The organism is Lysinibacillus sp. FSL R5-0849, from assembly GCF_038595075.1.
In the GTDB taxonomy this organism is placed as follows: Bacteria; Bacillota; Bacilli; order Bacillales_A; family Planococcaceae; genus Lysinibacillus; species Lysinibacillus fusiformis.
In genome coordinates this window covers 2,954,852-2,968,405 of record NZ_CP152004.1, presented here as the reverse complement: position 1 = coordinate 2,968,405, position 13,554 = coordinate 2,954,852, and the positions used below count along the sequence as shown (strand labels likewise).

The following is a 13,554-nucleotide window of genomic DNA, read 5'->3' as shown; positions in this document are numbered from 1 at the left end:
GAAAGAGGCGAATAGAAGCGTGAAGTTATTATGTTTGAATGGACCCAACTTAAATCGACTTGGAAAAAGAGAGCCACATATTTATGGACATGAAACATTGGATGATGTTCAACAAAATGTTCAAAATCTTGCGGCTTCTTTAGGTGCCACAGTTGAATTTCGTCAATCCAATCACGAAGGGGTACTTGTGGATTGGGTGCATGAAGCAGAAGACGAAAAATATGATGGCATCATCTTTAATCCTGGTGCATATACCCATACAAGCATCGCGTTACACGATGCTATTGCAGGAATTTCTGTGCCAGTAATCGAAGTACATATTTCCAATATCCATAAACGTGAGGCTTTCCGTCATCATTCCTATCTTGCTCCGGCCTGCCTTGGTCAAATTTGTGGACTAGGTACGAAAGGCTATGAACTGGCACTACGTACATTTATCGAGAGGGAGAATTGATTATGTTGAAATTACAAAAGCTACGTAAAGCACTTCAAGAACAAAACATCGATGGTATTTTAGTTACGAATGGGTATAACCGCCGCTATATGACTGGTTTTACAGGGACAGCAGGCGTAGCAATTGTGTCTCAAAATGATGCTGTGTTTATTACAGATTTCCGATATACAGAACAAGCTGCCGCGCAAATTCAGGACTTCCGAATTGTTAAGCATGAAGCAACAATTATTGAAGAAATTGCTACACAAGTAAAGAATATGGGCATCAAATTACTGGGCTTTGAGAGAGATACTGTAAGCTATGGCACATATGAACTGTATAAATCGAATATTCAAGCTGATTTAGTGCCGATTTCTGGGCTAATTGAAAAAATTCGCTTGATTAAGACGGAACAAGAGATTAATATTATTAAGGCTGCGTGTGAAATTGCAGATCACGCATTTACACATATTTTAGGCTTCATCAAGCCTGGTAAAACAGAGCTTGAGGTTTCGAATGAATTAGAATTTTTCATGCGTAAACAAGGAGCGACTCAGTCTTCGTTTGACATAATTGTTGCGTCTGGTCTTCGTTCAGCATTACCACATGGCGTGGCAACGGATAAAGTGATTGAAAAAGGCGACTTTGTTACATTAGACTTTGGTGCGCTATACAATGGCTATATTTCGGATATTACGCGTACTGTGGCTGTTGGAGAACCATCTGAAAAATTAGTAGATATGTACAATGCAGTCCTTGCTTCTCAGCTGTTAGCACTTGAAAAAGTGGGTCCTGGATTAACAGGTATTCAAGCGGACGCTATTGCACGTGACTACTTAAAAGAAAAAGGATATGGCGAAGCATTCGGTCATTCTTTAGGACATGGTATCGGTCTTGAAGTACATGAAGGCCCTGGCTTATCGATGCGTTCTGATGCAGTGCTAGAGCCAGGTATGGCCGTGACGATTGAACCGGGTGTTTATTTACCAGGTATCGGTGGTGTCCGTATTGAGGATGATATTTTAATCACTGAGACTGGGAATGAATTACTCACACATTCGTCAAAAGAACTCATTATTTTATAAACTTTGGAGGAACACAAATGATTTCAGTAAACGATTTCCGTACAGGTCTAACAATTGTTGTTGATGGCCAATTATACCGCGTGTTAGATTTCCAACACGTTAAACCAGGTAAAGGTGCTGCTTTCGTACGTTCTAAATTACGTAACCTACGTAACGGCTCAGTGAATGAAAAAACATTCCGTGCTGGTGAAAAAGTAGAAAAAGCACAAATCGATAACCGCAAAATGCAATATCTATATGCACAAGGTGACGACCATGTATTCATGGACCTAGAATCATACGAGCAAACTGAACTAGCTTCAGCAGCAATCGAGTATGAATTAAAATTCCTAAAAGAAAACATGGAAGTTCATATTCAATCTTACCAAGGTGAAATGCTAGGTGTTGAATTACCAAACACGGTTCAATTAGAAGTAACTGAAACAGAACCAGGCATTAAAGGTGACACAGCTTCAGGTGGTACGAAACCTGCTACTCTTCAAACAGGTCTTATTGTACAAGTACCATTCTTCGTAAACCAAGGTGATGTACTAATCATTAACACAGAAGAAGGCTCTTACGTTTCTCGTGCTTAATTATTAATGATCATTAACCTACTCTTTTTTATTAAAAGGGTAGGTTTTTATTTTTTTCTTATACATTTCTTGTGAAACGATCGGGACATTGTGATAATGGATAGAGAAACTGTCTCTTTTTTTCTTGTCTCCCTCCAAGTTTCTATCATCAGATAGATGGTCATTATTGGGAGAAATGTCTACAATAATCGTAAGGAGTGAGAGTTATGCTACAAACAATACTAGATAGTCAACAACCAATCATTCAAGCACCTATGGCAGGTGTCACATCACCTAAATTCGTTGCAGCTTGTACCGAGGCAGGATTATTAGGCTCTATAGGTGCAGGTTACTTAGATGGTGAACAAACAAAGCAATTTATTCAGGAAGTGAAAAAGCTAACGACAAAACCTTTTGCGGTCAATCTATTCGTACAAGAGGAGCCGCAAATTGATATCGAGGTTTTACAAAAGGCCCGCATGGCACTCCAACCTTTTTATGATGAGCTTGGACTATCGCCTGTACAAAGCGTTGTATCCAAGGAAGTTTTTGCTGGACAAGTCCAAGCGGTTATTGAGGAGAATGTAAAGATCTGCTCATTTACATTCGGTATTCCTTCAGCGGAGGTGCTCCAACAGTTAAAGGAACATGGGGTATATACAATTGGTACAGCTACTACATTAGCGGAAGCTCAGCTAGTTGAACAGGCTGGCATGGATGCGGTGGTCCTACAAGGCGGAGAAGCGGGTGGTCATCGAGGTTCCTTTACAGCACCACTTCAATTGATTCCTTTATATGACCTACTGCAGCAGGTAGCGGGGAACATAGCTATTCCTATTATCGCAGCGGGAGGTCTCGTGACGAAGGAGGATATTCAGAAGGCTTTAGAGAGCGGTGCACAGGCAGTGCAGGTTGGGACGGTTTTACTGGTGGCAGAAGAATGTGAAATTTCTCCGCTTTATAAAAATGCGGTGCTGGCATCAAAAGAACAGGAAACAACCATTACACTCGCATTTACGGGTAAACCAGCAAGGGGTCTAGCAAATGATTTTACTAGACGTATGAAGGATGCGACAGTTGCACCCTATCCGTTGCAAAATTATTTAACGACAACTATTCGTAAGGAAAGTGCTGAACAGGGCAATGCCGAATATTTATCGATGTGGATGGGCGAAAATAGCCATCTTGTTCAGCAAACTGGTACGGTCAAAAGTATCGTAGATAAATGGCTATAAAATTTTTACATAGAAGAGATCTCTATACAACTGTATAGAGGTCTTTTTTTTTGTAGAGCGACATATATTGCTGTACACGAGGGGGCGTAGGAATGGAATTACAAGACGTATTAAGAGTTGCTGGAGTGGGACTAGTAGTTGCGCTTCTTCATGTTTTCTTCGATCAAACAGGGAAGAAGGAATTTTCATTTTTCCTATTTTTTATTGCCTACTTATATATGACAGCAGAACTACTCCGATTTTTACGTCTATTTTTTACCGAAATTCTCACATTCTTTCAATGGCTGACATCATCCGGGTAGGGTAAATGGAAATTGTTATCGTTGCTGTTGTCATGCTGCTTTTATTATTGCTGATAAAAGAAGTCATACAGCCACTCCACGCGCTAATAAGTGTGATGTTTTCGTTTTTGCTTTTTGGAATGCTGTTCTCGACACTTTTATTGCCCTTCGTCAAGCAACTTTTAGAAACGCTTGCGTTTTTGCCTTATGCAAAGGCTATTTTAATTAGTGCAAGTATGTTCTATGTCGGGCAATGGGTGTCATTGCTGCTTGTAGAACATAACTATAGGGTGCTCGGGAACATTGTTTTTGCGGCGGTAAAGATTGTTATTTTATTGTATTGGTTCAAAGAATTTTTGGCTGTTTTACAGGAGGTGTCGGCCATTTTACAAAGGCTAAACTAAGGAGCGGAGCCATTGCAGGAGCAAATACTATCGTTTTTAATCGACCCATTCTTTCTCTTGCTCAAGATGACACTGTTGCTTTGTAGTTATGTCATCATGATTTTAATCATCAACATGATATTACCAGAATTTGAAAAAGGGACAAGAATCCTCTTTTTTCTAATTGTGTTAGCTACGATAGGACCAGTTGTTGTTAAATCTTTTACATTAATTGATGAAATTGCACAAGGACTAGCCCATTTATTTACGGCGTTTTATCCTATTTTGACCTCAAGCTTTATGTTATCTAGTAGTATTACAGCCATTGCATCCTGGCAGCCTTTTTTGCTGTTTTTTGTACAAGTTCTCACAATTATTAGTAGTAAGTGGCTTATTCCTGGTGTTTTGTTAGCCATTGTTTTTGATGTATGTAGTGTGATTGTCAAGGAAATATCTTTTACACGGATCGCGGATTTGATTCGCTTTACCATTATGAGTATCGTTTCTGCCTCTGTTATTTGCTACGTCTTATTGATGACTGCAGGAGGAGTGGCAGCGTTTAGCGTCAATGCAGCTGTAGCTGAGCCAGTCAAAAAATTAATTGAAGAAAATATTCCGGTGGTTGGTTCGTTTATAGTTGATAGCTTTTCAATGTTTCAGCATATGACACAATTTACATCCTCCCTTACTAGCATTAGTGCCTTTATCGCAGTTATTACCGTATCGTTTATTCCAACTGTTCAACTTGTTGTCAGTGCCTATTCTTTAAAAATGCTTGCGGCTATTTTAGAACCAATTGCCTTTGATGATATTTGTAGACTACTAGATCAAATTAGTAAATCCCTATTTACCTTATGTGCAGTATCATTTTTGATTGCTTTTTCATTTATGTTCTCTTGTTTTTTCCTCATTGTGTTCGTACAAGTTATGGCAGGGGGGAGATAGATTGATTCTTTTATTGGCATTGCTCTTTGTTTGTCAGATATTTGTGTTTCTAACGGATGATAAGGAAATAATTTCACTCACAAAACTGGTCATCACGTTAGTATTTTTGCAATTGCTATTAAAGATTCCATTTATCAATTCATAGGAAGAAACAAGCGTACATACACTTGAAAAAGAGAAGATGAAAGGAGGCAATGTACAAGTGATGTGGAAAAGACACGAAAAAAAACAACGTCATTAATGGTTTTAATACTGGTAGCTGCCTCCGTTGGTATTTTCATCATTTTGCCTATGTATCAAACGAATTCAACGAACGACAAAGGTTCACCGCTCACGAATGAAGAAAAACTTGAGCAAACACTGAAAGCAATGCAAGGTGTTGGGGAGGTTAAAGTCTATTTTTATTATGGAGAGATGACAGATGACCAAGATGCCAATAAACTATTCAGCCAATATTTTCGAGGGACTGAGCAAGGCGCGAAAAACGTAACAGGAATGCTAGTTGTTTCAGAAGGTGCATCCGATATCTTTGTGAAAAATGAAATTCGTGCAGTCGTCAGTCAAGTGATGCAGTTGCCGATTCATCGAATTATTATCGTTCCAATGGAAAATAAGGAGGAAAAGTAAATGCGCGTACGTAGAAGAACAGTTTGGTTTATGACATTATTAAGTTTAGTAGCAGTCATTTCAGTGTATTATTTGGTTGATCCAGCAAAACAGTTCAATGGTCTTACTATTTTTACGGATGATACATTACAACAAACAGCTGTAAGTGGTGTTACAGATCAAAAAGCAACGAATGATGTGACACAAGAAGTTTCTTCACCGAGTCATTTATTTGAAGAAATGCGTATGCAAGTTAGTGATGAGAGAAGCCAACTTCGTGAGCAGTTAACACAAAAAATTGCTTCAGAAGAATCTTCCGCTGACGAAAAAAATGAGGCATTCAATGAAATGGATGGTCTTATTAAACGAGAATCAGCAGAAGCAATGCTTGAAATGCTCATTAAATCATTAGGCTATTCTGATGCATTTGTTCGTGCTGAAGGAGAAAAAGTTTCTGTTACAGTCATGGCTGAAGAATTATCAAAATCCCAAGCAAATGAAATTATATATTTAGTAAGAACAGAGATGGAAGGCGCAAATGATGTACAAGTAAAGTTCAGCGCGAATAATTATTAAAAATATAGAAAATAATAAATTTTTAGTTTATTTAAAAAGAGTTGTTATATATCAGCGTTATGAAAAGGCTTTCGCTTAGTAAAGGAAAGCCTTTTATTTTGTTCATATTTACTTAATTTTCATTTAACTATTTCAAATTGATTCGAAAAAATATAAAATAGTTATTGTAGTAGATTTTATTTCATAAGGAGAGTTAGAAATGTTCAAAATTCAAGAAATTCGCGAAATTATTAAATTAGTAGATTCTTCTTCAATTGACGAGTTTGTGTATGAGGTAGATGGCGCAAAAGTTAAGTTAAAAAAGAATAATATTGTTGTTACAGAAACTGTAGCACCTAAAAAAGAAGTAGTAGCACCTGTTGTACAACAATCTGCACCAGCAGAAGCTCCAGTAGCAGCACCAGCTAAAGTGGAAGAAGCACCTACTGCAGCGGCGCCAGCGATTAACGACCCATCGCTACATAAAATTGTATCTCCAATGGTCGGTACCTTCTATCAATCACCAAACCCAGATTCACCAGCTTACGTAAAAGCAGGCGACAAAGTAGGGAACGAAACAATTGTATGTATCGTAGAAGCAATGAAATTATTCAACGAAATTGAAGCAGAAGTGCAAGGGGAAATCGTTGAAGTACTTGTGAAAGATGGCGAATTAGTAGAATACGGCCAACCATTATTCCTTGTAAAAGCTCAGTAAGGAGTGCAAATCATGAAAAAAGTTTTAATTGCAAACCGCGGCGAAATCGCTGTGCGTATCATTCGTGCTTGTAAAGAGTTAGGCATTCAGTCAGTTGCTGTGTACTCTGAGGCAGATGCAGACGCATTACATGTGAAATTAGCAGACGAAGCCTACTGTATTGGACCAAAGCTATCAAAAGATTCTTATCTTAGCTTCCCAGCTCTACTTAGTGTAGCTGAAAAAACAGGTGCTGACGGTATCCACCCAGGCTATGGCTTTGTATCGGAGAACGCTGATTTTGCAGAAGCTTGTGAAAACGCTGGCATTAAATTTATCGGTCCATCATCTGATTCCATTAAAATTATGGGTATCAAGGACGTAGCACGTACAACAATGGAAGCAGCAGGAGTTCCACTTGTTCCGGGTACTGGTATTGTGCCAGATATCGAAACAGGTAAAGAATGGGCTGCTAAAATTGGCTATCCTGTAATCATCAAAGCCACTGCTGGTGGCGGTGGTAAAGGGATTCGCGTAGCACGTACAGAAGAAGATCTTGTCAAAGGTATTGATATTACGCAAAAAGAGGCTGCTGCTGCATTCGGTAACCCTGGCGTATATTTAGAGAAATTCATCGAGTACTTCCGTCACTGTGAAATCCAAATTTTAGCGGATGGCTATGGTAACGTCGTGCATTTAGGCGAGCGTGACTGTACTGTTCAACGTCGTATGCAGAAGTTAGTAGAGGAAGCTCCATCTCCAGCTCTTTCTTCTGAACGCCGTGCTGAAATGGGTGCAGCTGCCGTAAAAGCAGCCCAAGCCTGTGACTATGAAGGTGCTGGAACAATTGAGTTCATTTATGACTATCAAGAGGACAAGTTCTACTTCATGGAAATGAATACGCGTATCCAAGTAGAGCACCCAGTAACAGAAATGATTTCTGGTGTAGATCTTGTACAACAACAATTAAAAATTGCATCTGGTGAAAAACTACCTTTCACTCAAGATGATATTCAATTAAATGGTTGGGCTATTGAATGCCGTATTAACGCAGAAAATGCCTATAAAAACTTCATGCCTTCAGCAGGAACTGTGGATACGTATGTAACGCCAGGTGGCTATGGTGTACGTATTGATTCTGCTGTCTATGCAGGTTATACAATTCCACCATACTATGATTCAATGGTGGCAAAACTTATTGTTCATGCCGATACACGTGAAGAGGCGATTGCGAAAATGAATCGCGCGCTAGGTGAATTTGAAGTATCTGGTCCTGGAATCAATACAACGATTCCATTCCACCAAGCATTGATGAACAATGACGTTTTCAAATCAGCACAATTCAATACGAAGTTCCTTGAAGAGAATGATGTATTGGGTGTTGCAGAAAAAGTGAAGTAAGCGTTCGCTATTTGAAATGCCTCTAACTTTTATAGTTAGAGGTTTTTTGTTTATCTAGAAAAGATCAGCGTACAAGGGACTTTGATTTAGAAGATATGACAGAAGCTATACAGCTACCAAGCTTTGATGGTACGTTTAAAGAGGAAGATACGATACTCTTTACTCCACCAAAGCTAATGATTGATGTAGCTGAATGACATGAGGCTAAGAAGGGTGTAGAAATTAAAAGTGCTTTGTAAATAGTGAAAGGGCAAATGCGTCTGTAGGGGTTCGTAAAGCGACAATCAGTGAATATATATAAACTTTTAAACGTTTAGTAGATGTTTGTTCAAGTGGATTATTCTCCCACATTTGATTGTGAGAACATAGCAAAAGGACTTGATTGTAATGAGGTTGAATCATACTCACAAGCCCTTAGTATGGTAACTATTGTTTTGAATGTCGAATGGTTGATCATAGTTCCTATTTTAGTTTTTCCAAAACCTTATCAATATCATTCCACACATAGACGTATTCTTCTAACACTTTTCCACCAATATTAATTTGCACCGTCTTCACATATTCCGCTCCGTAATATTCATAGAAAAAACGTGTTTTATTTTCTGCTAATACTTCTACAAATATTGACTGATACCCACTCTGTTTAAAATACATAAATAACTCTTTCAATAAAAGTTTTCCAATCCTTTTGCCTTGATATTCTTCTAGTAGGTAAATAGAGGTTAAGTCACTTGAATTACGTTCAACGTTTTTTTCTCTAGTTGAAGCAACTGCAAAGCCAACAGTTTCTCCAATTTCATTTTCAGCGACAAGAACATAATTATCTTCTCTGATGATATTTCTTTCCCATAATTTTTCTCGTTGTTCATAGGATAATTTATCTAAAAAACTATCAGGAACAATATTTTTATAGGTTGTCCTCCAACTGTCAACATGAACCTTTCCAATACCTTGTGCATCTTGAATTGTTGCTGTTCTAATTTTCATCTTCATTCCCCCATCATATTTCTATCTTTTCCTTTACTAACAGAAAATTCTTTTTATTTAAAAACATAGCATATTAGAGTAAGAGTTGGTAGTTAAATGGAGATTGCAAAATCTTGTAGAAGTGTTCAAAGCGACTGTAGCGCCTATGAGCGTTCTTATGATTGATTTGAAAGCATAAAAAGGACTAGCATATATGAGATTCATCATTCACATAAATCCTACTCCTAATAAACTAAGCGCAACAACTATTCCATTCCACCAAGCATTCATGAACAATGACGTCTTCAAATCAGCACAATTCAATACGAAGTTCCTTGAAGAGAACGAAGTATTGGGTGTAGCAGAAAAAGTGAAGTAAGCGGTCGTTATTTGAAAAGCCTCTAACTTTTTTTTGCAGTTAGAGGTTTTTTGTTTATACCATTGTATAATTTGGGTAGAGCAGTTGAGGAGGGGGATCAAGATGCCTGTATATAATAAGCTAGTAAGAGATAATATATTAGAAATAATGGATGCGAAAGGTGTAACTTATCGTGCGCGTACTCTAGAACCAATTGAGCTTTTAACGGAAGTGAAAGCAAAAATGCTCGAGGAAGCTAGGGAGTTTCATGAAGCTACTACTGTACAAGATGAGGTTGAGGAATTAGTAGATATTTTAGAGCTAGTATATACAGCAATTTGTGCACTAGGTGTGAGCTATGAAGAGCTTGAGGCATTCCGTAATCAGAAGAAAATGGAGCGCGGAGGCTTTGACAAGGGGATTTATTTAATAAATGTTGAAGATCAATAATAATCATTTCATGAAGCTTCTTTATAAATTAAAACGGCTTTCGACAGCCAAACCTTCCTTTTTATAGTATAATATATGTAAGTACAGCATTTGTTTGTGATGTGTAAGGGAAAGGATGATATTTGTATGGCAGAGAAAGTAGGACAATCTTTCGTACAACCAACACCTTCTGGAAAAGAAGAGCTTGGAAAAATTGAAGTAGCGGCAGAGGTTATCGAGGTTGTGGCAGGGATCGCAGTAAATGAGGTCGAAGGCATTGCTGCAACACGTGGTAATATTGCGACAGGTGTCGTGGAACGTTTCGGTAAAAAGGTACACAATAAAGGGATTAAATCAGGTGTAACAGAAACGGGTGAAATCGCTATTGATGTATTTTGCTCTGTGAAATATGGATATGCCATTCCTAAGGTAGCGAAGGAAGTACAAACACAGATACGCCAAGCTATTTTTAATATGACAGCACTCGAAACTGCAGAAGTAAATGTGCATATTACAGCGATTCATTTCGAAAAAGAAGAAACTGTAGTACATGAATAAAACTAAAAGGATTGCCCGTAGATGACATATCTGTGGGCAATCCTTTTTAAATTTGGAAATTCATTCATAATATTATATTGTATCGCTGTTCGTTTATAATTCAATATGCTTTGGTTTTCTCCAGAATAACGCAAGGATGACACCAATTACTAAAACAATTGTGGCAAAGTAATATGGATAGTTCAAATTAATATCGAACAATATTCCGCCTAAAATAGGACCGAAAATATTACCAAGGCTTGTAAACATAGAGTTCATACCACCCACAAACCCTTGCTCATTGCCAGCAATCTTAGATAAATAAGAAGTGACTGCTGGACGAATTAAATCGAAACCAACAAAAATAAAGAATGTGACAAATAAGATGGCAAAATAATGATTCACGATAGTCATAGCAAAAGTTAAGACCGCTGAGAGGATCAGCGAATAGCGAATGACATTAATTTCCCCCATTTTCTTTGTCAGCCAATCAAATAGTAATAATTGTGCCAATGCACCTACAATTCCACTACCTGTAATGATAATGGCGATATCTGATGGCGTAAAGGCGAATTTATGGTCGACGAATAAACTAAATAATGATTCGAATGCAGCTAAGCCAAATGATAGGACGAAAATAAGAATAAATGGAATGAAATAAAGCGGGCTAAATACTCGCTTGGCACTCCCTAAAATTGATGTTGGTGTATCTTCCTTATCTCCAGCACGTGTTGGTTCTTTTAATAATACCAATGAAAAGATTGCTGCTATAAGGCCAAGGACACCGGCCGCATAGAAAGGTACACGTGTACCATATTCGGCTAGAAATCCTCCAATTCCAGGACCAATTATAAAGCCTGTACTAATTGCAGCGCTCATATAGCCAAGGGCTTTCGGGCGTTGAGATAGTGTTGTAATATCGGCAATATAAGCAGTGACGGCTGGCATAATGAAGGCCGCACTCACGCCACCTAACATTCGAGAAATAAAGAGGACTTCAATGGAACGTCCCAATCCAAATAAAAACTCAGAAAGTCCAAAAATAAAAAGCCCTGCAACAATCATGACTTTGCGGCCAATATTATCGACTAGCTTACCTGCAATAGGTGACACGATCAGTTGCGTAATAGCAAAGGCTGCCACCATATAACCAACGACAGAGCCTGAAATATGAAGCTCATTCATGATGGTTGGTAAAACTGGAATGACTAAACCAATACCTAAAAAGGCAATGAATAGATTCGATAGTAAAATTGCTAATGTTATATTTTGCTTCTTGCTCATAATGTTCTCCTTTTATTCGTTCACGATACATGAAATTGACATTCTACTAGAATATTTCCATGTATTACGATAAACCCTATAGTAACTATAGGGTCAAAAGATTTGTTTTCAATTTGATGATTTTTTATCAGTTTGGAAATTAATGTGGACAGTTATACATAAGAGATTGTATCTTTATTGTATTTTTCGAATCTTTAATTCAACAATGAATTTCTTTTCATGCTCTAAAGTAAGGGTTGCGGGCATATACAGTTCATAAACTTGAGATTCAAAAGCTTCTGACTGAGCCATGACATAATTTCTTAATTTTTCATAAAAAGAAAAGTAGGTATCCGGATGGTAGATAAATGCAATACAGACAAATGTACCAGCAGGTATAATGGTTTGTTCAATATTCGACGATAGCTTCGAAAATACTCGCTCTGTTAATAGCGGGGTGAAAATGGCGTCATAAATAATTGCATTCACATTTTCATAGGGAGCGAGCGGATATATACAACCATAGCGACTATTTAATACACTGCCTTCCTTCTCAATAATTTTTGTAAGTGTTGCGTAATATGTATTGGTACTAGAAGTTGGAGTTAATTTGGTAGTTGTCACTTGTAAAATGGGCATGGCTTCCTCTACTTGTATATATACCTCACCAAAGAAGGGGATATCGATTTGTTCCTGTAATTGCTTTTTGGTTTTTAATAACGTGTTTTTTACTTCATTCAAGCGTGAAATTTTAGTATCAATTCTTTGCTCTTGCTGAGCAAAAAAGTCAAGTAGTTCTTCAGACGTTAATTTGAGCGCTTTCTTTATATCCTCTAACGAAATGCCAATATATTTAAGTGATTTAATGATATCTAAATAGAAAATTTGACTGTCTTTATAATAGCGATAATTGGTATAAGTATCGGTATAAGCAGGCTTAAATAAATCGATCTGATCATAATAACGTAACGTTTGAACGGATAGATTGGACAGTTTGGCAACCTCACCGATTGTATAATAATGTTCCTTCATAATGGCCTCCACTAGTAGTAGCTAAAGAAGTTTCGGATGGCATCAAAGCGAATTTTATGCTTGCACTCTTCGCAATAAAATAGGTGAGCTTCACGTTCTTTCATTTGTTTGTATTGTGCTTCACCTTCTTGGAGCTTGAATGGTTTTTTACAGCTCGTGCAAATAGCTTCATATTGCATTGTGAACACCTCTGTAGATTCTTTCAATTTTCTTTATTATAACATTTTGTGAATTAAACAAGCATTTTGGAATGCTCGAGACGAATTGTTAGATGCGCAAAAAGTTTCTTGAAAAAGGTTTCAGATTATTGAAAACTTGCTTGAAATCGTGTTTCTCAGGCGATTTTATGCTATTATAAACCTTAATGCCACTTAAGAAGGAGAGCTTTACATGAAACGACATGAAGCACGCGAAAAAGCGTTGCAAGTTTTGTTTCAGCTAGACAATACAGATTTAACAGTTGAAGAAGCAATGGGTCATATTAAAGGCCAACCGACAAATGCCTTCTACGAAAAAATTGTTACTGGAACAGCTGAACATTTGGAGGAAATTGATGCTACATTAGAACAGCATCTTGAAAAGTGGTCACTTGCCCGTTTACCCAAAATTGAGAGAACTGTTTTACGCCTAGCTGTATACGAACTGTTATACATGCCAGAAACACCAAAAAGAGTAGTACTAAACGAAGCAATCGAGTTATGTAAAACATTTGGCGATGATAGTTCATCTAAATTCGTCAATGGTGTACTTTCTAAATTTACAGAACAAGAATAATGTGTTGAATTGGAAGGAGT

At 37.6% G+C, this 13,554-nt stretch carries 19 protein-coding genes; 15 read left to right on the top strand and 4 right to left on the bottom strand.

Annotated elements, in window-relative coordinates:
• The first annotated feature begins 19 nt into the window (after positions 1–19).
• The 11 genes from aroQ (at position 20) to accC (ending at position 8,175) form a co-directional block, all read left to right on the top strand.
• Positions 20–454 carry a type II 3-dehydroquinate dehydratase gene (aroQ, locus tag MKY80_RS14550; RefSeq protein ID WP_342529947.1) on the top strand — a complete coding sequence of 145 codons (435 nt, stop codon included), beginning with the start codon at positions 20–22 and terminating at the stop codon, positions 452–454.
• A gap of 2 nt (positions 455–456) precedes the next feature.
• Positions 457–1,518, top strand: coding sequence for a Xaa-Pro peptidase family protein (locus MKY80_RS14545; protein ID WP_008179857.1), 1,062 nt, complete (start codon positions 457–459; stop codon positions 1,516–1,518).
• A gap of 17 nt (positions 1,519–1,535) precedes the next feature.
• Complete coding sequence (gene efp / locus MKY80_RS14540; protein ID WP_008179859.1) at positions 1,536–2,093, top strand: elongation factor P; 558 nt, start codon at positions 1,536–1,538, stop codon at positions 2,091–2,093.
• A 206-nt stretch (positions 2,094–2,299) separates the two neighbouring features.
• Complete coding sequence (locus MKY80_RS14535) at positions 2,300–3,307, top strand: nitronate monooxygenase (protein WP_089986075.1); 1,008 nt, start codon at positions 2,300–2,302, stop codon at positions 3,305–3,307.
• A 92-nt stretch (positions 3,308–3,399) separates the two neighbouring features.
• On the top strand, positions 3,400–3,609 hold the full coding sequence (locus MKY80_RS14530; protein ID WP_008179863.1) for a hypothetical protein: 210 nt from the start codon (positions 3,400–3,402) through the stop codon (positions 3,607–3,609).
• Positions 3,610–3,614: 5 nt separating this feature from the next.
• Positions 3,615–3,992, top strand: a complete 378-nt coding sequence (locus tag MKY80_RS14525) for a hypothetical protein (protein WP_008179865.1) — start codon at positions 3,615–3,617, stop codon at positions 3,990–3,992.
• A 12-nt stretch (positions 3,993–4,004) separates the two neighbouring features.
• On the top strand, positions 4,005–4,916 hold the full coding sequence (locus MKY80_RS14520) for a stage III sporulation protein AE (protein WP_036126944.1): 912 nt from the start codon (positions 4,005–4,007) through the stop codon (positions 4,914–4,916).
• A 207-nt stretch (positions 4,917–5,123) separates the two neighbouring features.
• A complete protein-coding gene (locus MKY80_RS14515; RefSeq protein ID WP_008179869.1) occupies positions 5,124–5,543 on the top strand; it encodes a hypothetical protein in 420 nt (139 codons plus the stop codon).
• Positions 5,544–6,098 carry a SpoIIIAH-like family protein gene (locus MKY80_RS14510; RefSeq protein ID WP_008179871.1) on the top strand — a complete coding sequence of 185 codons (555 nt, stop codon included), beginning with the start codon at positions 5,544–5,546 and terminating at the stop codon, positions 6,096–6,098.
• A gap of 199 nt (positions 6,099–6,297) precedes the next feature.
• A complete protein-coding gene (accB, locus tag MKY80_RS14505; protein WP_008179873.1) occupies positions 6,298–6,795 on the top strand; it encodes an acetyl-CoA carboxylase biotin carboxyl carrier protein in 498 nt (165 codons plus the stop codon).
• A 12-nt stretch (positions 6,796–6,807) separates the two neighbouring features.
• Complete coding sequence (gene accC, locus MKY80_RS14500) at positions 6,808–8,175, top strand: acetyl-CoA carboxylase biotin carboxylase subunit (RefSeq protein ID WP_008179874.1); 1,368 nt, start codon at positions 6,808–6,810, stop codon at positions 8,173–8,175.
• A 462-nt stretch (positions 8,176–8,637) separates the two neighbouring features.
• On the opposite strand, the gene MKY80_RS14495 is transcribed toward accC, so the two are convergent.
• Complete coding sequence (locus tag MKY80_RS14495) at positions 8,638–9,162, bottom strand: GNAT family N-acetyltransferase (protein ID WP_089986074.1); 525 nt, start codon at positions 9,160–9,162, stop codon at positions 8,638–8,640.
• 193 nt (positions 9,163–9,355) lie between these two features.
• Here MKY80_RS14495 and MKY80_RS14490 point away from each other — a divergent pair, with 193 nt between their 5' ends.
• The 3 genes from MKY80_RS14490 to MKY80_RS14480 all read left to right on the top strand — a co-directional run bounded on the left by MKY80_RS14490 (position 9,356) and on the right by MKY80_RS14480 (position 10,486).
• A complete protein-coding gene (locus MKY80_RS14490; protein ID WP_164908727.1) occupies positions 9,356–9,520 on the top strand; it encodes a hypothetical protein in 165 nt (54 codons plus the stop codon).
• Between the two features lie 102 nt (positions 9,521–9,622).
• Complete coding sequence (locus tag MKY80_RS14485) at positions 9,623–9,949, top strand: nucleoside triphosphate pyrophosphohydrolase (protein ID WP_090002492.1); 327 nt, start codon at positions 9,623–9,625, stop codon at positions 9,947–9,949.
• A gap of 126 nt (positions 9,950–10,075) precedes the next feature.
• Positions 10,076–10,486 (top strand): Asp23/Gls24 family envelope stress response protein, encoded by a 411-nt coding sequence (locus tag MKY80_RS14480; RefSeq protein WP_036126940.1) that lies wholly within the window; start codon positions 10,076–10,078, stop codon positions 10,484–10,486.
• A 93-nt stretch (positions 10,487–10,579) separates the two neighbouring features.
• On the opposite strand, the gene MKY80_RS14475 is transcribed toward MKY80_RS14480, so the two are convergent.
• The 3 genes from MKY80_RS14475 to MKY80_RS14465 form a co-directional block, all read right to left on the bottom strand.
• Positions 10,580–11,749 (bottom strand): MFS transporter, encoded by a 1,170-nt coding sequence (locus MKY80_RS14475; RefSeq protein ID WP_008179884.1) that lies wholly within the window; start codon positions 11,747–11,749, stop codon positions 10,580–10,582.
• 174 nt (positions 11,750–11,923) lie between these two features.
• A complete protein-coding gene (locus MKY80_RS14470) occupies positions 11,924–12,760 on the bottom strand; it encodes a MerR family transcriptional regulator (protein WP_043990664.1) in 837 nt (278 codons plus the stop codon).
• Between the two features lie 11 nt (positions 12,761–12,771).
• Positions 12,772–12,939, bottom strand: coding sequence for a DUF2197 domain-containing protein (locus tag MKY80_RS14465; protein ID WP_083796517.1), 168 nt, complete (start codon positions 12,937–12,939; stop codon positions 12,772–12,774).
• 211 nt (positions 12,940–13,150) lie between these two features.
• Here MKY80_RS14465 and nusB point away from each other — a divergent pair, with 211 nt between their 5' ends.
• Positions 13,151–13,534 (top strand): transcription antitermination factor NusB, encoded by a 384-nt coding sequence (gene nusB / locus MKY80_RS14460; protein ID WP_008179889.1) that lies wholly within the window; start codon positions 13,151–13,153, stop codon positions 13,532–13,534.
• Positions 13,535–13,554: the final 20 nt, after the last annotated feature.